19 protein-coding genes and 1 tRNA gene are annotated in these 20,001 nt (G+C 54.3%); 1 reads left to right on the top strand and 19 read right to left on the bottom strand.

Going from position 1 to position 20,001, the window contains the following annotated elements; translation table 11 throughout:
- Window positions 1–5 precede the first annotated feature (5 nt).
- The 9 genes from ACYX34_RS07100 to ACYX34_RS07060 all read right to left on the bottom strand — a co-directional run bounded on the left by ACYX34_RS07100 (window position 6) and on the right by ACYX34_RS07060 (window position 8,936).
- The gene (locus ACYX34_RS07100; RefSeq protein ID WP_462075853.1) at window positions 6–1,142 is read right to left on the bottom strand and encodes a PilW family protein; all 1,137 of its coding nucleotides are present in this window, start codon (window positions 1,140–1,142) and stop codon (window positions 6–8) included.
- On the bottom strand, window positions 1,139–1,645 hold the full coding sequence (locus ACYX34_RS07095; RefSeq protein ID WP_462075852.1) for a type IV pilus modification PilV family protein: 507 nt from the start codon (window positions 1,643–1,645) through the stop codon (window positions 1,139–1,141). Before ACYX34_RS07095 ends, ACYX34_RS07100 begins: the two co-directional genes overlap by 4 nt.
- 22 nt (window positions 1,646–1,667) lie before the next feature.
- Complete coding sequence (locus ACYX34_RS07090) at window positions 1,668–2,165, bottom strand: GspH/FimT family pseudopilin (RefSeq protein ID WP_462075897.1); 498 nt, start codon at window positions 2,163–2,165, stop codon at window positions 1,668–1,670.
- Between the two features lie 641 nt (window positions 2,166–2,806).
- Window positions 2,807–4,633, bottom strand: coding sequence for a GspE/PulE family protein (locus ACYX34_RS07085; protein ID WP_462075851.1), 1,827 nt, complete (start codon window positions 4,631–4,633; stop codon window positions 2,807–2,809).
- A gap of 76 nt (window positions 4,634–4,709) precedes the next feature.
- Entirely contained in the window at window positions 4,710–6,179 is a 1,470-nt protein-coding gene (locus tag ACYX34_RS07080) for a hypothetical protein (RefSeq protein WP_462075850.1), read from the bottom strand.
- Window positions 6,180–6,194: 15 nt separating this feature from the next.
- The gene (locus ACYX34_RS07075; protein WP_462075849.1) at window positions 6,195–6,953 is read right to left on the bottom strand and encodes a PilW family protein; all 759 of its coding nucleotides are present in this window, start codon (window positions 6,951–6,953) and stop codon (window positions 6,195–6,197) included.
- The gene (locus tag ACYX34_RS07070; protein ID WP_462075848.1) at window positions 6,950–7,423 is read right to left on the bottom strand and encodes a type IV pilus modification PilV family protein; all 474 of its coding nucleotides are present in this window, start codon (window positions 7,421–7,423) and stop codon (window positions 6,950–6,952) included. The genes ACYX34_RS07075 and ACYX34_RS07070 overlap by 4 nt, the downstream gene beginning before the upstream one ends.
- An 8-nt stretch (window positions 7,424–7,431) precedes the next feature.
- Window positions 7,432–7,863 carry a GspH/FimT family pseudopilin gene (locus ACYX34_RS07065; protein WP_462075847.1) on the bottom strand — a complete coding sequence of 144 codons (432 nt, stop codon included), beginning with the start codon at window positions 7,861–7,863 and terminating at the stop codon, window positions 7,432–7,434.
- Between the two features lie 287 nt (window positions 7,864–8,150).
- The gene (locus tag ACYX34_RS07060) at window positions 8,151–8,936 is read right to left on the bottom strand and encodes a prepilin peptidase (RefSeq protein WP_462075846.1); all 786 of its coding nucleotides are present in this window, start codon (window positions 8,934–8,936) and stop codon (window positions 8,151–8,153) included.
- Window positions 8,937–9,092: 156 nt separating this feature from the next.
- On the opposite strand from ACYX34_RS07060, the gene ACYX34_RS07055 reads away from it, so the two are divergent.
- A complete protein-coding gene (locus ACYX34_RS07055; protein ID WP_462075845.1) occupies window positions 9,093–9,371 on the top strand; it encodes a response regulator transcription factor in 279 nt (92 codons plus the stop codon).
- Here ACYX34_RS07055 and rlmB read toward each other — a convergent pair.
- The 10 genes from rlmB to ACYX34_RS07005 form a co-directional block, all read right to left on the bottom strand.
- Window positions 9,327–10,148 (bottom strand): 23S rRNA (guanosine(2251)-2'-O)-methyltransferase RlmB, encoded by an 822-nt coding sequence (rlmB, locus tag ACYX34_RS07050; RefSeq protein ID WP_462075844.1) that lies wholly within the window; start codon window positions 10,146–10,148, stop codon window positions 9,327–9,329. The two genes, ACYX34_RS07055 and rlmB, sit on opposite strands and share 45 nt — an antisense overlap.
- Window positions 10,123–11,601: a cysteine--tRNA ligase gene (cysS, locus tag ACYX34_RS07045; RefSeq protein ID WP_462075843.1), complete on the bottom strand. Its 1,479-nt coding sequence runs from the start codon at window positions 11,599–11,601 to the stop codon at window positions 10,123–10,125. The genes rlmB and cysS overlap by 26 nt, the downstream gene beginning before the upstream one ends.
- A gap of 5 nt (window positions 11,602–11,606) precedes the next feature.
- Window positions 11,607–12,248 carry a DedA family protein gene (locus ACYX34_RS07040; RefSeq protein ID WP_462075842.1) on the bottom strand — a complete coding sequence of 214 codons (642 nt, stop codon included), beginning with the start codon at window positions 12,246–12,248 and terminating at the stop codon, window positions 11,607–11,609.
- Window positions 12,245–13,177, bottom strand: a complete 933-nt coding sequence (gene surE, locus ACYX34_RS07035) for a 5'/3'-nucleotidase SurE (RefSeq protein WP_462075841.1) — start codon at window positions 13,175–13,177, stop codon at window positions 12,245–12,247. The genes ACYX34_RS07040 and surE overlap by 4 nt, the downstream gene beginning before the upstream one ends.
- Window positions 13,150–13,226: transfer RNA gene (locus tag ACYX34_RS07030), tRNA-Pro, on the bottom strand. Before ACYX34_RS07030 ends, surE begins: the two co-directional genes overlap by 28 nt.
- Before the next feature lie 80 nt (window positions 13,227–13,306).
- Window positions 13,307–13,657, bottom strand: coding sequence for a MerR family transcriptional regulator (locus ACYX34_RS07025; RefSeq protein ID WP_413934776.1), 351 nt, complete (start codon window positions 13,655–13,657; stop codon window positions 13,307–13,309).
- A 42-nt stretch (window positions 13,658–13,699) separates the two neighbouring features.
- Window positions 13,700–13,975, bottom strand: coding sequence for an integration host factor subunit alpha (locus ACYX34_RS07020; protein ID WP_086426756.1), 276 nt, complete (start codon window positions 13,973–13,975; stop codon window positions 13,700–13,702).
- Between the two features lie 133 nt (window positions 13,976–14,108).
- Window positions 14,109–15,758 carry a citramalate synthase gene (gene cimA, locus ACYX34_RS07015; protein WP_462075840.1) on the bottom strand — a complete coding sequence of 550 codons (1,650 nt, stop codon included), beginning with the start codon at window positions 15,756–15,758 and terminating at the stop codon, window positions 14,109–14,111.
- A 209-nt stretch (window positions 15,759–15,967) separates the two neighbouring features.
- A complete protein-coding gene (locus ACYX34_RS07010) occupies window positions 15,968–16,672 on the bottom strand; it encodes a M48 family metallopeptidase (RefSeq protein ID WP_462075839.1) in 705 nt (234 codons plus the stop codon).
- The gene (locus tag ACYX34_RS07005; protein WP_462075838.1) at window positions 16,669–19,923 is read right to left on the bottom strand and encodes a type I restriction endonuclease subunit R; all 3,255 of its coding nucleotides are present in this window, start codon (window positions 19,921–19,923) and stop codon (window positions 16,669–16,671) included. Before ACYX34_RS07005 ends, ACYX34_RS07010 begins: the two co-directional genes overlap by 4 nt.
- Between the last annotated feature and the right edge of the window lie 78 nt (window positions 19,924–20,001).

Here is a 20,001-nt window from a genome sequence, read left to right as displayed (position 1 = left end):
TGTCCCTAGGATCGCTGATTTCTGGTCTCCACCGTCCGTGTCAGCATCCTCCTCCGGTACTGTGTATAGGGTGGGTTCATCGTTGTCAGATCTCCGGCAGTGAAGAGGCCCTGAGCATGGTTGTGGTCACTGACCTGCAAAGGCGCTGAGGACAAGGTCATGGTCGTCTGTTTCTCGCCTAGCCCTAGGTCGGCATCCGTTTGGCGGGCGACCACGGTGATTTGCACCAAACGGATCTTGTCGGCCGTCATGGGAGCCAGCGTCCATTGGTTGTTCGTGATAAAGTCGGCTTGATCGAAACCGGTCGCTCCCCCCTGATCGTCAATGATCCGGTCCGCCACTCCAGAATTCACCGTTGCTACACAACCGTCGCACGCGTAGGCAAACTGAATGTCCTCGACTCCGTCGGCAACCGACACACCGTTGCGCAACAAACAGGGCCCAACACCTCCGCATGCTGCCGCCGTGGTTCCGATTGAATAGGTGACACACTGCGATAGATAGACCGGTATCCCAATTGAATAGGCCGGGAGAAGCGTCGATGCAAAGTTAAGGATACTGGTACTTCCGCTCGTAGTAACGCCTGTCACCGTAACAGTGGAGGCTCCTGCAATCGTAACGACCGATCCATTCAGGCTCCCTCCCGCCTCAGTTGCCATATTGGCGACAGCCCCGGCGGACATGCTCACGCCTGTAATCTTGACCTTTCCCAAGACCGCATTGGTCAAGGTCCAGGCCGGCGCGATCGATGACCCGATTGGGACCGCAAGACGAATGCTGTCTGGGCCCATATCATTTCCCGTCGGATTCTTGTCCAGTGGTACAATGGGCGTCGCGCAGGTCGTCGACGCAGGACCCGGCACCGGCCCTGCCCAACCAAACCCAGCATTTTTGATGTCTCGAGATAACAAGTCCATCGCAATCCGCACGTTCTGCTGCGTCTCCACAATCTGATCATTAGCATGGGTTGACTTCTGGCTCGATGTAAGGACGGCATAAGCTCCGGCCACCACTAACATCGCCACCACTGCGCCCACCGCCAGCTCAATGAGCGTCATGCCCTGTTCACCCACAAGTACCGACGGTGACTCCTTGCGAGCGCTGCTTTCATCCTTCCATTTCTGTCCCGTATCCATCATCATTCCGGAGCCACCATGGCGGTGATCGATAGACTTCTTGCCGTAGCCAACTTTTGCTCTCCTGCATCTCCCATCCATGACATCGTCACCACGACCCGATTCTGATTGAGGGGAGGCAGCGTGGGACCCACGGTTGCAACGACGACTTGACCACGGAGATTCTGCAAACCGGTTGCAAGTTGACCAGTGAGCAAGTTTCGCCACTGATCACAATCCCCTCGAGCCATCGGCTGAGTCGTTGTGTTAATGGTGCACACAACCGAAGTGTCGATCCCGTTATACGCAAGCGCATTGCGCCGGTTGAATTGGATCCGCTCTATGATCTCGACGGCAAAGTTCGTCACGCGTGTCTTTTCATTGGCATCGCCGTTGCGCCCCATCGCGATCGTCTGCATACTCGCCAGACCGAGTAATCCGGTCGCCAAGAGGACTGTTGCGATCATCCCTTCGATCAGCGTAAACCCCTCTTCACCATACCCTCTCATTCGATGAGGCCGCTCCCTCATGCCACCCTCGCCTGATTTCTGGTTACGTGCACGTTGCAGCAGGACACCATCGAACAGTCCCTCGAGGTGTCACAAGAACTGAGTATGAAAGCCCGTGACTATTGGAAATCACGATTAGTTGATTGCCTGTTCCGCCACCTGACCTGATTCCCAGTGGAGAGAAGGTCACCCCCGCAGGCTGAGGGGTTACTCCTATGACACCGCCTGGCAGGGTAACCGGTTGGACCACCGATATCCCGGACGCGTCTGTAGCCGTCAGTACGACTTTCCCACTGCTTGCTGATACATTGACCGATACGACAGAGTTTCGGCTCATGGCACTGACACGTGCAAAAGACAGCTGGCTTTGAATCTCCGTGGAGGCCTGTCGAAGCTGATGCCTCGCATTCCAACTTGTGTAATTTGGAACGCCCAGCATGCTGACGATCGAGATGATTGCTACAACAATCATCATTTCCACCAACGTAAATCCACGCTGGTTGTTCTTGCCTTGCCTGTCTAGTAAGAAGCGATACCACATGGCGGCTTCTAACCCAGCAAGGGGCATGCCGCTAGAGAAAGGGGGTCATGTCTCTCTAACTAGTTGATTTTATGAGACTCCGGCTATCAGGCGACACGTTTGAGTCGGTCATTTTTCGCACTTAGGAGCAACAATTTTCGGCAGAGAGGCTGTACAGTTCCGTACAAGCTGATCAGAGATCTAAAAGAATGGCGACAGGATCATGACGAGCGTACCTGCTATCTCATCAGGAGGGAATGTTTGACGCTTTTACGGCAACAGATCGTCCACCTGTATGGCTTTAATGGAAAGATCTAAAGATGTCTCGAGACAATCGACAGCTATTACGATTTGCCGTCCAACTGCCATGCACGCTTAACAGCCGCACCTACCGATCAGAAGGAACGATTCTGAATCTCTCGAAACAGGGCTACGCCGTGCTGGCAGCACAACCGCCAGCAGTTTCGTCCTAGTCTGACGCTGTGGATTGATTTACCGGACAGCACTACGCCTATCGACATTGAGCTTGCTGGAGTTCGGTTGGTTTCTGAACAACGTTGTGGGCTCGAGTTTATCCGGATCTCCCCAGAGATGCTGAGCCGGTTGGATTCCTTTGTCTTCGTGCTCGAGCACACTCCTTGACCACACGCCGAAGAGGTCGGTTACTTTACAGCCACGGCGCGAACTTGTCGGTACGTCGTCAGTCCCTTCAGTACTTTCTGAATGCCGTCTTGCAATAGAGTGACCATCCCTTCCCGCATGGCGACATTTAGAATTTCTGCTGTGCGCGCTCGGCTTTGAATCAGCGTTTTGACCTCTTCTGAGCCGACCAGAAGTTCGTGCAATGCGACACGCCCTTTAAATCCTGCGTGATTGCAGGCTTCGCAGCCTTTTCCGCGATACAGTTTTAGGTGATCGGAATTGCTGATACCGAGCTTTTCCCAATGTCTCGCCCCATAGCCCTGCACAAGCTCGTCATATTCCTGTTGGGTCGGACGGTACTCTTCTTTGCACTGGGAACAGATACGTTTACAAAGCCGCATGGCGAGGACGCCCAACATTGCATCCGCAAAGTTAAACGAGTCACACCCCATATCGAGTAACCGTGTCACGGTTTCTACTGCGCTATTGGTGTGTAGCGTGCTCATCACCAGATGGCCGGTGAGTGAGGCTTCAATGGCAGTATCCGCTGTTTCTTTGTCACGCATCTCTCCAATCATGATGACATCCGGGTCGGCACGGAGGAACGCCCGCATCGCTGAGGCGAAGGTAAACCCAATCTTTGGATGCACTTGTACCTGCCGCAGCCCTTCTTGTGTAAGTTCGATGGGATCTTCTGCTGTCCAAATTTTTCGCTCATCCGTGTTGATGTGTTTCATCACGGCGTGCAGCGTGGTAGTCTTCCCTGACCCGGTCGGCCCCACGCACAGGAAAATGCCATACGGCTGTTCTGAGAGCTCTTTCACGGTCTGCAACACACCAGGGGGGAAATCCATGGCTTCCAACGGCATGGTTTCCTTGGCAGTCAAAAGCCGTAACACGACATCCTCATTGTTTCCCGCCGTCGGGAGGGTTGCTACCCTCACTTCAATTTCACGGTCCTTCGCCAACTTGAAGCGAATCTTCCCATCTTGAGGCTTCCGTCGCTCGGCAATATCCAAATTGGCCATAATCTTCAAGCGCGAGACGATGGCACGCCGATACGTGGCAGGAATCCGCATGTAGGTAAAGCAGGTTCCATCAACCCGGAACCGTACGGCGGTTTCTTTACGATCTGCATAGGGCTCAACGTGAACGTCCGAGGCCTCCAGTCGATAGGCCTCCGCGATAATCTGATTGACCAGCCGGACGATGGCAGAATCGTTTTCGTCGATCTCTCTTCGCTCTAATTCCACATTCCTTTCGATGCTGGCTTCGTCAACCAGTTCTCCAAGGATATCCGTGATTGAGCCGCCATTCGCTTGACCTGTTGCCACGAGCAGGTATTGTTCGATATCCCGCCGAAGCCCGACCAAAAATCGGATCGTGGTTGCAGGGAATGCCCTCCGGATATCCACGCCTTTCTCTAAATCATGCGGGTCATTAATGAGAATGTCGAGCACGGTACCCTGACGTTTCAACGGAATCCATGCGTTCCTCCTGAGATAATCGAAGCTCAGGTTTTTCAAGAGTTCCGGATCAATGATCGTCCGTTCGTCGTACGGAACATAGGGACACTGATAGAACTCACTCAGCGCTTGGCCGAGTGCCGGCTTCGGGACACGATATGTATCGATCAGGACAGTCTCCAGATCGATTTCTCGCGAAAGCGACTCTTCTACTGCCGCATCCAATTCGACCGGACCGACGAGCTCCCGATAGGCGATACAATCCAGGAGACTCCTCTCCATGGCCTTTTTTCTTGAGGCCTTGCTTATCTGGGGTCTTTTCAGGCTCGCAACGGAAAGGATTTCTTGCTTATTCTGTGGACCAGTGGCTTGTGCAATCATTGTAACTCTTCCTTGTTCCTCGATAGCTAGAATGTGTTTTTGGATTCGTTATGGAAAAGGAGCGCACTTTGGCCGATCAATATTTGGCCACCCATGTGCCTGGAGCGCGATAGACGACCGGCAAACCACGAAACCACCCTTGTCCGAGATCATGGGCGTACCAGACTTCGAGGGTTCCCCGTGATTCTGTTGCCAAAATCGTCCCACCGACGACCACCGCGCCATACACCTTCGCCTTTCCTGTCACTGTGATATTGCCGGTGGCATAGAGCACACCGTTGAGCTGAATCCCTGAGAGCTGAACGGGCGTTCGAACGCCAGTGCTCTCTGGATCAGTCCGCGGAGGACTCAGCGCCTTGATGGTAGCCCCCGATCCACTGGGATTGAGGTGGATATGTCCCTGCATCACGACCGTACCTTCAAGATAGGGGGCCTGTATTCGAAGAACGCCGAGATTGTCCGTGCGCGGCGGCAATTGGTCGAGGGTATCAATGAAGATCAACCCTTGTTGATCACCCGGTATCTGCGACTTCAACACCTCATCTGGAGACAGTCCTCGTCCCGGCTCAACCATGCCTTGGGGATATAACAACCCCTCTCGGTCAATTGCGAAGTAGCGCCCGAAACGTTTCGCCATGCGCTTCAGATCTTCATAGGTCCATTGATCCAGCCGGACGCCAGGAATCGGCGATTGACTTTCATGAAGATTGGATGGAAGTCCCGGTGCCTGCTCCGGAGCAGGTTGCGTCACCAGAACCGATCCCCCGATCCACGCCTCCACCCAGCGATCTTCGCGCTGAGCCGTCTCGTCATAGCTCTGCGCTGTTACTGGCGCCATCAGGCTCTTGGTCGGAATATCATCCTGGTGACTGAGGACGAGGGTTTCCCCCACACGCAAATCCCCCCAATGAACTCTGACCGGCGATTCATTCCCCTGCCGAAATTCCCCCAGGTGTCCCGTCACCTGCACTGCGGCCGTCAAGGGCCGGAGGTTCAGCGCACCCAACTGGGCCACGACCGACTGTCTGACCGGTGGCGTCGCGTGGGTCACAATCGTGGCCTCAATGGTACACAGCAGGCCTGGATTCGATGGTGCATAGACCTTGAGCTCTTCAATCTGCCCTAAATGGCGCATGGCGCGAAACACCCCGACCTCCGGATCATTCAAGAGTCGCTCGTCCGTCTGGTTGCCTGCCAGAAGCGTGACATCTGGCTGGTCACTCGTCCCGACAAACTGAGAACGGCCATTGGGGTCAAAGAACGACGGGCCTCCTTGGGCATCGCGATGTCTTCTCTCACGGAAGATCCCCAGCCGTGGGTCACGAGCCGTCGACTGTGGGTCATGAAACCAGGCAACCGCCAGTTCACCTGCCGCATCCGCAAGCTGCTGAGCGACAGCCGCCTCATTTCCGGCACGAGCACTTACGATCTCCTGCCCGGATAGATTGAGGAGCGTTGACGCCAGGAGCGACAGGAGCAGAACGATGATCATCGTGCCAAGCAGCGCGATCCCTTGCTGATTTCCTGTGAAAGTCCGGTACGACATGGTGTGATTCCTCGCTTATGATTGAATAGAGACATCCCGCAGCATCTTGTGACGGGATTGTTCGGATTGAATCTCTACAACGATCCGCTTCATGTGGGATATCGTGTCCGCTCTTTTCCCCGTCTCGTCCCAATACGAGAGCCGGAGGTTCTGAAGCCCACCGATCACCACACTGGCCCCTCCATCGACCATACGCATCAGCTGCAAGGTTCCGATTTCATCACGTTTGGCGTAGTACAGGACCCGATTGCGAACCTCCACGGATACTCCCGCCGAGAAAGTCGATTCGACCGGCTCCACCAATGTCAGCTGATTCCGTTGGCCTGCTCGCGCAAGCCGGTGTGACTCGCATTGTGTCGAGCTGCAAATCATGATGGTCTTCCCCGCACCCCACCCGGTGCCATTCTGCACGGCGATCACTGACTGACCTGGCAGAAGCGTACCCGTCGTATTGGTCCGAAAGGCGCCGAGATTCGCATAGAAGAGAATCCGATCTGGATCTGCAGTTTGAATCGTTTCGGCCGTCGCAAGTCGAACTTCCTGCTCAAACACCTCTAGACCAACTCGCATATCTTGCTGCTGTCTCACTACCGTGAAATGTTTGTCCGCATGGGTTTTCGCCACGGTGAAGATGTCCAGAGTGGCGGCCAGCACTGCGGCGCCCATGGACAAACTGAGCATCAGCTCGATCAGCGTGAGCCCGGACTGACCCGGGAATAACCCAGGAAGAGGTGGCTGCTGAACTTGTCTACAAAGAGCGTTGCTGCGATTCATGGTTGCCCCACATAATTGGGATTCGCCCGCATTGTTGCCATCTGAACCTCCCGCTTCTCCTTGTTCCGTCCCAGATAGGTCGCCATTGCCCGAATTCTCACCATACTGGTCGCACTCAAGGGTCCTGGGTGATCCGTCTCGATCGTCCAGACCACGGTGATTCCATTTTGTTCATACATGGCGCTATAGATGCCATCGCCTGGCGTAACGTCGATGCTTGTGCCGTCATCAGTCATATGGATTTCAGCCACACCATCTCGATCAAGATCGTCCTCCAGCAGCAACTGCCACCGAACTGAGCGCTTCGCTTCCACCCGTCCCTGCACGAACTCCAGCGCCCGACTGTTCACCGCACCCTGCTGTGCATATCGCGCGGAGATTTCCACCGCACCCAGGGTCCCCATCAGGGCAATGCCGGAGATCATCATCGCCACCATGACTTCCACCAAACTGATGCCGTTATTGTTCATCAGCCGTCTCATAAAATGGATACCCGCCCTGTGATACTCACGGTCAGTTTCTGGCTCTGACCCTCTTGGCTCCGGAGCTGGACCGTCGTGGCCGTGGCAGACCGCCCGCTTGGGTGAAACAGGATTTCTGGTCCTGCGCTTGGCTCTTCGATCACAAGATGTTTGTCGCTGTAATGATAGACATGATGCGTAAGTCCGCTCAGGACGAACTGGGTGACAAGCTCCCGCCGGTCCAGGTCGACGAGAATACGCACGCGATCGCGGTTGGTGAGGGCCAGTTGTTTGGCTAGGCGCAGTTCCGAAGCGATCTCCTCGGCGGCACAGCGAAGCTGAGTCCGAGAGTTGAGGGTCATGAAGTTAGGCAGGGCCATGCTCGCTACGATGGCCACGATACCGACAACGACTAGGAGTTCAGTTAACGTCTTCCCGTCTTGCGTCATGTCCTTCTTTCCCCTTCTCTGCGTGATCGACTGGCGCAGCGGTATCTCAAGACTCGTGCCGCTTTGAAATCATCTCGCAGGGGGGATCGTTTTGAGCAGAACCGTGTGAATGGACATGATGGAAACCGCTGATGAAATAAGAGAAACCTCGGCCTCAGGCAGATTAAGCAGGGGCGAATCACGGCAGGGTAGGATTGATAGGAAGGACGAGAACCACTAAACAAAAGAGATACAGTTCATGACAGAAAGGATACAGCTGGTCAGGCTGAAATCGGCCGCCAGAGCCATTATCCAGCCAACAGGCTTTGATACCAATCCAGAAGTGACTGCCCAAAGAAGAGGGAGACCAGGGCGCCACAGACAAGAAACGGCCCAAAGGGGATGTAGTCTTCCCGCCTCATCACCTTTGCAGCGATGAGAGTAACGCCGACGACCGAGCCCAGGAACGATCCCAGCATAATCGTCATGACAGCCGGTTTCCACCCCAGAAAGGCTCCGACCATGGCAAGCAGCTTGATGTCTCCCCCACCCATTCCCTCTTTGCCGAAGAGATAGGGACTGGCCCAAGCGAGCAGCCATAGAATTCCCCCGCCAACGAGCAACCCGATGATCCCATTGACAAGCCCGAGCGGCAGAATCGTACCCGCGCTGATCAAACCGATCACAATCCCTGGGAATGTAATCGCATTCGGGATGATTTTATGGGAGAGGTCAGTTCCCGCCACGACCAGGAGGGCGGAATAGAGCCCCCAATAGACCACGGTGCTCCAGGTGAGTCCAAAAAACCACAAGATGCTCACATACCCGAGACTGTTCAGTATTTCCACCGCCGGATATTGCAATGGAATGTGTACCCCACAATGGCGGCAACGTCCGGCCAATGCCACATAACTCAGGATGGGGATATTGTCATACCACGCAATGGCCTGCGAGCACGTCGGGCAATGTGATCCAGGCCAAGCCACGGACTCACACCTCGGCAAACGATAAATGCACACGTTGAGGAAGCTTCCCACCACGGCGCCGAAAAACCCACTACAGAGCAGCAGGAAGAAGTCATGACCGTCATGCATAATTGCCCAGAGTTCTTTCCCTACCTAGCAACCCTACTAGGGCCGAATTGCCTTTCTTTACTTTTAGAGATAAACGCCCCATAATCGCCGCCGCCTGAAGACGATTGCCTTCGAGTATACCTGAAACTGCTTACGATCAAAGGAGAACTCAACATCATGGCCAAGACAAGTGCTAAGACTCGCCCTCGGAAATCTCTTGCCGACCTTCAACCTCCGCCACGTCCGCGCCGACCAGAATCGCTGACCTCGCGGGAACAGGAAATTCTGGAGTTGATTTGGGCTGGGTTTAAGAACAAGGAAATCGGGCAGCGGCTGAAGATCAGTGTGAAGACAGTCGAAGCCCATCGTGCCAATATGATGAAGAAGATGCGCGTGTCCAACACGGCTCAACTACTGAAGACGGCTATCCAGGGGGGGGCGCTCCGAGTCCGTTGAACTGCCTGCCCTGTGGTTGGGCCGCCCACGTTGTCGCACTACCTCGTACAAGACAATTGCCGCAGCCGCTGACACATTCAGGGATTGGACGTTCCCCCGGAGCGGGATACGAACACATTCGTCACAGTGTTGGACCACGCCGGATCGAATGCCTGCCCCCTCGGCCCCCAGTACGAATCCGACTGGTCCGCGATAGTCAATGTCCGTATGGATCTTCTGAGCTGACGGGGTAACCCCGTAGATCCACACGCCGGCTGCCTTCAGGGACTCGAGGAGTCTGCTGAGGTTCGTCACCCGCGCCACTGCCATATGGTCAATCGCCCCAGCGGACGCTTTGGCGACCACAGAGGTCAACCCAACGGCCCTTCGTTCCGGGATAAAGACACCATGCGCACCAGCGCCCTCCGCCGTCCGAAGAACAGCGCCGAGGTTGTGTGGGTCTTCGACGCCGTCCAGGATCACCAACAACGGCGGCTCTTGCCGTTGGACCGCACGATCCAGAATCTCTTCTTGAGTCTGATAGGCTTTAGCCGCAGCAAAGGCCACGACACCTTGATGCTTGCCATTGGGAACCAGACGATCCAGTGAGCTGAGAGGCTGGATATGAACGGGAACCCGGCGCGATCGGGCTAATTGGACAAGATCCGTGAACTGTTTGTCGGTCCGAAGAACAAATACCCGCTGGAGGGGCCTCCCTCCGGCTTTCAGCGCTTCCCTGACAGCATGCAGGCCATAGAGAATATCTTGGGTGTTAGCGCTTCCATCGGCTGGTGCCATCGGGTTTGTCCTCGATGATAATGCCGTGATCGGCTAGCGATTGCCGAATTTCATCAGCCCGCTTGAACTGTTTCTTCCCGCGTGCTTCGTTTCTCTCCCGCAACAAACCTTCTACTTCATGATCAGAGAGTCCTGACTTCTTCACACCTATCGGCAATGCCTTGTCGGTCTCTTTGACTTGCCCGATTGGTACAACAATCAAACCAAATTGCCATTTGTCCGACTGGAAGAGTCCGAAGATATTCCCGAGGGAACGAAACTCCTGTCTGACCTGTTTTCGACCTTCGCTCGATAGACCTGTTTCCGTTAATTTATTCACATCGCTTCGCAACCCTTGTAGCGCGGCAATCGCCACGGGCGTATTGAGGTTATCGTCCATGGCGGCCCTGAACGCAACTCTGCAACGATCTAGTGCCTGGCTCAAACTCTGATCCGGCGTCGTATGTCCACCTGGCTCAGCTAGTCGCCCAAAGAGATCATAGAAGCCATTCAAAGCGTTTTTCGCCTCCTTCAAGGCTTGATCGGAAAAATCCAGTGGCCCATGGTAATGGGTCGAAAGGAGAAAGTATCGAAGCATCTCTCCCGTCACTTCCTCCGACCATTCTGACTTCTCAAAGATCTCCCGGATCGTGAAAAAATTTCCAAGCGACTTCGACATCTTCTCTTTATTGATCTGTACAAACCCGTTGTGCACCCAATAGCGTGCAAACTCTTTTCCAGTCGCACCGCAGGATTGAGCAATTTCATTCTCATGGTGCGGGAAAATGAGATCCATTCCGCCGCCATGGATGTCGAACGTTTCACCGAGATGCCGGATCGACATAGCCGAACATTCGATGTGCCAGCCTGGACGACCCGGTCCCCAGGGACTTTCCCAGGCGGGCTCACCTGGCTTACTACTCTTCCACAAGGCAAAATCCATCGGGTGACGCTTCCGCTCATCTACGTCTACCCGCGCACCGGCTTGTAAGTCCTCGAGTCGTCGTTTTGACAGTCGTCCGTACTCCGGATATTTCGCAACTTCAAAATACACATCTCCGCCCACGATATAGGCTAACCCCTTGTCGACTAATTGCTCCGTGAGCTGAATAATGTCGACAATATGTTCCGTGGCCTTTGGCTCTTCCGTCGCCACACGGATTCCCAGTCTACCCATATCCTCGTGGTAGGCCTGAATGTATTTGGCCGTCACGACATCACAAGACACACCCTGTTCGTTGGCCCGCTTGATGATCTTGTCATCCACATCCGTGAAATTCTTCACAAAGGTTACGGCATAGCCGCAAGATTCCAAGTGCCGACGCAGCACGTCAAAGACCAATGCGCTGCGCGCATGACCGATGTGGCAATAGTCATAGACCGTCACTCCGCAGACGTACATACGGACCTTGTTCGGTTCTATCGGCTCGAAGACTTCTTGTCGGCCGGTCAGAGTATTGAAGAGCTTGAGCATGAGGATTACGCCCCAGGACTTGTTCGTCGTCTCGGCCAGTGAGACCAGAGGAAATAGCCAATGGCTGCAGCTAGGACGAGTCCGATGACGATATCAAATTGATGAAAGTAATCCCGCAGATGTTCCCACTGTTCTCCCATCCGAAGGCCGATGTACGCCAACAGATAGCACCAGGGCAGCGCCCCCACAAAGGTAAAGATGACGAATCGCGGAAAGTTCATCTTCGCGATACCGGCCGGAAGCGAAATGAAGGTGCGCACCACGGGGAGCATTCTGCTGAAAAAGACAGCCGCTTCGCCATACTTAGCGAACCAGCGATCGGCAACATCGAGATCGTGGTGAGAGACCAGGAAATAGGGACCATAGCGTTCTGCAAACGGTCGCCCTCCCCATACCCCTGCATAGTAAGCCACAATGGAGCCAAGCACATTGCCGATGGCACCCGCCAACGTCACCCCAAGCATTGTAAACTGCCCGCTCATGACCAAGTACCCGGAGAATGGCATGATAATTTCGCTGGGGAGAGGGATACAGGCACTCTCAACCGCCATGGTGAAGAGAATCCCGCCGTACCCAAATTTTGAGATACAAGCGATGATGAATCGACTCAGTTCACTAATAATGGCCTCAATCAGCCCTCCGATCATCTTCCCACCTGCTTCCTCGGACGGCGGCTTGATCGCAAGACACGACCGTTCCCTGCACCTCGCGCAATGAGTGGCTCCCACGCTCGGAACTGGTCCACCACTCCGTGGTGGGTGATATCCAAGCGGATCGGCGTAATCGACACGTACCCGTCCTCAACTGCCTCGTGGTCTGCATCCTTACTACGACTCCACGAGACACGTTGACCGGCGATCCAGTAGTAGGGGCGCCCATGGGGATCGATCTTTTCGATGATCGGATTATGAAAACGCCTACGGCTCAGACAGGTAATCCGTACTCCTCTCATTTTGGATGAAGTCCGATCTGGAATATTGATGTTTAAGAGAGTTTCGTCCGGGAGGCCATGTTCCACCACAAGCCTGGCCACACGAGCGGCATAGGTCGCGCCGATCTCGAATCGAAAGGTATCCTGCCCTTCTTGCGAAACCGCAAGCGAAGGAACGCCCAGAATGGTGCCTTCCATCGCGGCCGACACGGTCCCCGAGTACATCACATCATCACCAAGGTTGACACCCTTATTGATGCCGGATACGACAATGGCGGGAGGTTTCGGCATTACCTTGAGGACGGCGAGGTTCACACAATCCACCGGCGTTCCGTTCACGGTATAGGTGCGTGGAGCCACGTGGTGCACACGCAACGGTTTATGCAACGTCACTGCGTGAGCCACCGCCGTGCGTTCCCGATCCGGGGCTACGACCCACACTTCACCGAGTGCAGCGAGCGCGTGCGCCAAGGCCGTAATCCCTGGAGACTGAATGCCGTCGTCGTTGGTCACTAGGATACGCATGGGAGGACTGCAATAAAAAAAGCTGCCCGAGGCAGCTTCGGCGGAACTGAGAGATCCGGTCTCTTCCCTCATCCCCTCAAGACTCTGCACACTGGTCGGGGCGGCGGGATTTGAACCCACGACCACTCGCACCCCAAGCGAGTGCGCTACCGGGCTGCGCTACGCCCCGACGTGTTCTCACTTTCGAGCCGGTTATTGTCGCAGATTCTTTCGTGATTGTCTTCGGTGAAATGCACCGGCTCTTCGAATTTATGATGAATGCGAATCGATGATCTTCAGAATAACTTGGAGATCCCCTCTCAGCTTTTTAGCGATCTCCCTTGGCCTCAGCCGGCGGGTAGCAGCCCTCCCACGACGGACCCAATACCGCTTCACCCCCTCGAGCGTATGCCCTTCTTCATACAGCATGCGCTTGATCTGCAAGACCGTTTCGATATCTCGTTGAACGTACAGTCGTTGATTTCCACGACTCTTCTTAGGCTTTAAGAATGCGAATTGAGATTCCCAGAAACGGAGTACGTACGAGGGCAGCCTTGTCAGCCGACTGACCTCCCCGATTTTATAGAAAACCTTGCTGCCCAGCCGGGGCTCAGTTCCCATGACCGGCCTCACGGTGCGGTCGACAATGTGGGTGAAGTCGCCTTACGAATTGACGTACTTCTTGAATACCTGGCTTGGACGAAATGTAACGACTCGTCGGGGGGTAATCCCAATCTCTTCTCCGGTCCGTGGGTTGCGTCCCTTCCGTGCGCCTTTGCTCCGCACGACAAAATTTCCAAACCCTGCGATTTTTACTGATTCTCCCTTCTGCAATACCGACTTGAGGAGATTCAGCACGAACTCGACGATATCAGCCGCTTCATTTTTCGAGATACCAACCTGTTTAAAAATTTCTTCAGCGATATCCGCCTTTCTCATGCCACCCCCCTACGTGACGACGACCACTCGCCGCGCTACAATCCCTTCGCGCAATTACGGTGAGTTTGTCTTAAGTTACGTGAGGTTATGACACCTGTCAAGAATAAATTTGGAGACTGCTTACGAAAATACTCTAGTTTTTTGACAGCAGTTTATATTCGATGCTATCGGCGAGGGCTTGCCACGTCGCTTCCATGATATTTTCAGAAACTCCCACCGTTCCCCACTTGTCTTTGTGGTCACCTGACTCGATTAACACACGCACCTTTGATTCGGTCCCTCGATTCGCCGCTAACACTCGTACCTTATAGTCCAGCAATTTCACCTCTCGAAGCTGCGGATAGAATTTTTCCAGGGCTTTGCGCAACGCATGATCGAGTGCATTCACCGGTCCCGCCCCGATCGCAGCCGTATGCTCGACCGCGTCCCCGACTTTAACCATCACCGTCGCTTCAGAGAGCAGGGAGCCATTCTCCTGCTTCTTTTCAACAATCACGCGAAATCCGAGCAATTGGAACGACGACTTATGGCTCCCCATCGCCTTTCGCATCAGCAATTCAAAGGACCCCTCGGCCCCTTCGAATTGATAGCCCTGGCTTTCTCGCTCCTTTAGCGTATGGACGAGCTCATCGACTTTCGCATGGTCCTTGGAGAGCTTGATCCCATAGGTTTCGATCTTGTCGAGCAATCCGCTCCTCCCGCCATAGTCGGAAATCAACATTCGCTGTCGATTGCCGACACGAGCCGGATCAATATGTTCATAGGTCGCCGAGTTCTTCAACACGGCATGAATATGCACCCCACCTTTGTGGGCGAACGCGGAATCCCCCACATAGGGCTGATGCTTATTGGGCATCAGATTGGCGACCTCCGTCACAAATCCGGACACATCCTTGAGATGGCTCAAGGTATTGGTCAAGGCCTGGCGCTTCATTTTCAGCTCGAGATTCGGAATAATGGAGCAGAGATTGGCGTTTCCACACCGCTCCCCGATTCCATTGATCGTCCCCTGCACTTGGAGAATCCCCGTTTCGATGGCGACCAAAGAGTTTGCCACGGCCATTTCACAATCGTTATGGGCATGGATACCGAGCGGCACCCCACACTCGCGTTGTACCACGCCGCAGATCTCGCGGATTTCCCACGGCATCGTGCCGCCGTTGGTATCACAGAGAATGACTCGCTCCGCACCGGCTTCGACCGCTTTCCTGATCGTATTCAGCGCATAGTCCGGATTGGTCTTATAGCCGTCGAAGAAGTGCTCTGCGTCGTAGAATATCCGACGTCCTTTCCCTCGGAGATAGGCGATGGAGTCACCGATCAACTCAAGATTCTTGTGGAGGGAGATACCAAGCGCATCGGTGACATGGAGCGACCAGGTCTTCCCGAAGAGCGTGATGATCTTCGTGTCGGCGGCGAGTAGCCCCTGAAGATTCGGATCCTTGCGAGCCGTGTTGCTGGCTTTCCTGGTCGACCCAAAGGCGATGACCTCCGCATGCTTCAGCGGAATCGTCTTGATCATCCGGAAGAATTCAATATCTTTTGGATTCGCACCCGGCCATCCGCCTTCAATGAAATGTACGCCGAGACTGTCCAGCTTCTGCGCGATAAGCACCTTATCTTCCGCCGAGAAACTGACATCCTCCGCCTGTGCGCCGTCACGGAGCGTGGTGTCATAGATTTCCAATTTGGCCGCCTGCTCGGCAGACGGTATAGTGACAGAAACCGGAGCCTGTTCACGGACAGCGCGGGAAGTACGTGATTGTTTGGTATTACTAGCCATAGGAGAGAAAGGGTATCAGGAGAGGGGCTCCCCTGTCGAGCCGTTATGCTTGGAGTAGGGAGGATGGGTTGTACGGAGCGGTTATATGGTCAAGGCCGAAGCGCAATCCGATCATGCAAGATTCGAGATCGAATCTTATTATTCGCCTTGGAATAATGCGTGGCTCAAGAGAAACCATTCCGTCAACATTCTGAGTAGCGGTGCCTCATTCAAAGATCCATCGCCGCCCCATTCTTCTTCAGCCACTCTTTTCGTTCTCGATAACATGGCATGACTTTGTCGACTTCATTCCAGAAGCCCTCTGTGTGGTTGAGATGATGAAAGTGACAGAGTTCATGTACCACGATGTAATCAATAATAGTCGGCGGCGCCATCATGCACTTCCAATGGAACGCAAGATTGCCTTTTTGTGAGCATGAAGCCCACCTATGCCCGAGCTCTCGCACATCAACGTCGCGAGGCATGACTCCAGCTTTAGGCGCGTAATACTGCACTCGTTGAGTAATCCGCTCGTAGCCACGCGCAATGAAATAATTCCGAAAAGCAGCCTTTGCGGTCGCCATCTCTCCTCGATCTACCAAATCGCGACGCAAGCAGAATCGTCCGTTTCTTAGCAGCAAGAGTTCGGCTTGGTCCGCAACCAGAGAAAGTCGATAGGAACGTCCGAGATAGAGGAAGCCCTCACCGTTGCGATACTCGCGCAAGACCCGAGTAGTATTAAGATCTCGCCACTCCGCAAGCGTTTTGTAGATCCAGTATTGCTTCGACTGAACAATACCCTCAATGTGCTCATCTGAGAGCGCAGCCGGCGCGCGCACGATCACGCGACCATCCCGCTCGACCACGATATCCGCCGTTGTGCGGCGACTGCGCACGACTCCATACGAAATGTCTGGATCACGCGATGCCTTCATTTCGTCAATTCCTCGTGGCGTTTTTCGGCAAGCTTGACGATTTCCACCGCGATCCGCTCGTGTTGTTCAACGAGTTGAGGGATGTTCGAGAGAAGAATCTCCGTATCGATGTTGCCTCGAAGCCGTTTGATTTCGATCGGCTTCTTCCAGAAATCAATGATTCCGATTGTATCCTGGAGCATTTCCACAATGCGGAGCATTAATTGCTTCAGCTGTTGGCGATACTGCGGCGGAACATCACCTGTTCCAAAAGCGAGCTGTATCACATAGTCATAGAAGGTCGTGGCTTCCCTGGTGAGTCCCTCAATAGCGTCCGTGCGCCCCGCCTGCGCTTCCGCTCGAAGCTGTTCATACCCTTCTGCCAATGCTTCCCAGTTATTCTTGTGCTCCTGAATCAGATGTTCCAATTTATCGCTGAGCCGCTTATAGAAGGCCGGGTCTTCGTCAAAATGCACCGTGCAGTGCTTGCGAATGGCATGTTCCATTTCGCTGGCTTTGGCTTCAGGATCCCCGGATGCGTGCTTCTGTACCTGAGCCATAAAGTCGGCAGAGAGCAATTCAATAGGCGGAATCTTGGGATTAATACCAAGATCGATCAGATGTTCGTTAATCAGCGCCTTCACCTTTGCGCCCGCATCGGCAAGATCGAGTGAATCGTCTTTGTACCGTTCTTTGACCATACGCAGCAGATAGCCGAATCGCCTCGCAGGGCCTCGATATGGGTGGCCCGCATCGTGCGGCAGAATCAGGTTCAGGCTCTGAAGAAAAGTCTTCAGATAGACCTCAAAATCAGCCCGTCGCTTGAGATCCTGCATCGCACCAACCGCCGCATGCACCACCGCCACTTCCTCATCAGGCGTCGTTAAAGCCCCCGTGACGAATGCCTCGATCTTCGAAATGCCGGCCGATTGGAAGTGTTGCAAAAGCCGCTGATATCGTTCGTCGAGAATCGGCACTTCAGTCAAGAGATTCTTCAGCCCTTGTTGAATATCCTGCGCATCTTCCTTGGCATAGATCGACAATGCATAGGCAAGGTGATTGGCAAGCCCGATATAGTCCACGATGAACCCCCGCCCCTTCCCCTTTGACACACGATTCACACGGGCGATTGCCTGCAAGAGATTATGCTCCCGTAAGCGCTTATCGATATACATGACCTGCTCGACCGGAGCATCGAACCCAGTCAACAGCATGTCGCAAACGATCAGGAACGCAATGCCTGTCAGATCCTTATCCGGGTCATCGAAATCGAACGGTTTACAGAAATTCTCCACCGCATTCCAGCGCTTCGCTTCCTTCCTAACTTCTGTGATGGCTGCTAGCTCGTTAGTTGCATCGGCTGACACGACGACCGCCGCTTTCAGAAACGCAATACGCCGAATTAAATCTATATTGGGTGTTGGCTGCTGCTTCTCACGATCCAATCGCTCGGCAAGCGCAGTGCGAATTGCTTTTTGATAGCGAATAGCTGCCAATTTGGAATGACACACCACCTGCGCCTTGAAACCATCCGGCACAATGTTCTCGATATAGTGATTAACCAAGTCACGCGCAATCGCCTCGATCCGTTTTTCAGCTTCGAGGATGTCTCCGGTCGCACCATATTTTTTCTTGATCGCCAGCAACTCTTCCTCAGAGCGTTCCTTGAAGAGGTCCTCAAACTTCGTATCGAAACCATGTTTATCTTTGAGAGCCGTCTCCGCCGTTCGACCTTCGTAAAGGATTTGAAGCGTCGCCCCGTCGCGCACCGCATCCATAAGCTTGTAGGTGTCGATATACTCCCCAAATCGTTTCACCGTCCGTTTCGTGCCATGCGGTTCGGTAATGAGCGGCGTTCCGGTGAAGGCGATCCGGGTCGCGTTGGGAAAAGCTTCGAACAAGTTGTCGCCGAGATCCGAACTTTGAGTCCGGTGCGCTTCATCGATCATCAAGAGGATGCGCTCCGACCGGTTCACCACACCGAATGTTTCAGCCTGTGGAGGCTTGCCATATTGAGCTAACGTTTCGGCAACCATGAGCGGCACATCTTCCGTCCGCTCCATGAACTTGTGTACCATCACCATATTCACATCGGACGCATCTATACCGAGATGTTCCCGCAGCTTGGCAGTGCTCTCAATCACGTTGATCTTCCCACCGATCAAACGAGCAGTCACAGACAACTGCGCCTCGAGATCGATTCGGTCGTTGACCATCACGATCTTGAAATCGGCCAAGTCTGAAGAGGCTCGTAACATCCTGGCAACGAAGACCATCGTGAGTGATTTGCCGGAACCCTGTGTATGCCAGACGACACCGGAGCGTTCCTCCGGCGTCTTTCCACTACGCAACCGATCGACAATACGACGCGCGGCGCGGTATTGCTGATAGCGACAGACCACCTTCACACGCTTCCCGGCATCGGTATCCATAAAGACCGTGCAGGTACGAAGCACATCCAGCAACGTGTCCGGTACAAGAAGTCCCTGAATCAGACGCTCCTGTTCACGCTCGACCCCAAGCGGAGGTTTGTAGGAACGGCGTTGCTCCGGCCAGATATCCTTCCAGGCAGAGAAATGCTCATGGCCGGCCGTAACCGTGCCGAACTCTGCCTTCTCGCCGCAGGTACGAATGAGCAAGAGATTGGAGAAGAACAGGCGCGTCTCGCCCTCTCGCAAACCAGCAGCAGTAGTCTTAGGCCGCCCATTGCGGTAGCGAAGCAACTGCTCAAAGGCGGCATGTAAGGGATTGGCTGTGTTCGCATCGCCGATCTTGGCCTCACCCACGACCAAAGGAATGCCGTTTACGAAAAGGACAAGGTCCGGGATGATGCAGGCTTTCACACAGCCGGGCGTATCGATACGGAACTGGTTGATCGCATGAAAAACGTTTCGCTCCGGGTGGGCGAAGTCGATCAACTGTATCACCGGGTCTAGCTCCCCGGTGAGTTCATTCACATCCACCTGAGCCTTGAAGAACAGCGCCTGCACCGCCTCGTTCGCCTCCAGCAGCGTACGACTGGGCTGACGGATGATTTGGTCTCGGAGATCGTCAAGCTGCCGATCCGTGAGCCACGCCTGGCCATCTGTGGTGAGATTGAGCGAGCGAATCGACGTGCGAAACACGTCCGGCAAGAGCCACTCACGGAAACTTCCGCGCAGACTGGCCGTGGGATCCGAGGGGATAAGGCCATGCCCCTGATCGATGACCGTCCAGCCCAGCGTCGCCAGCTGGTCAAGAAACGGTTTTTCGACGTGGAGGTATTCGGACATCACATTCGCTTCTCTTGGTCTAAGCGATCAAAACTTGCCACCCGTAGACTATTCCTAAGTCATTCATATTTCAGAACT

This window comes from Nitrospira sp. CMX1 (assembly GCF_054902215.1).
The sequence above is the reverse complement of the archived record's forward strand: the minus strand, read 5'-3'. Positions and strand labels throughout refer to the sequence as shown.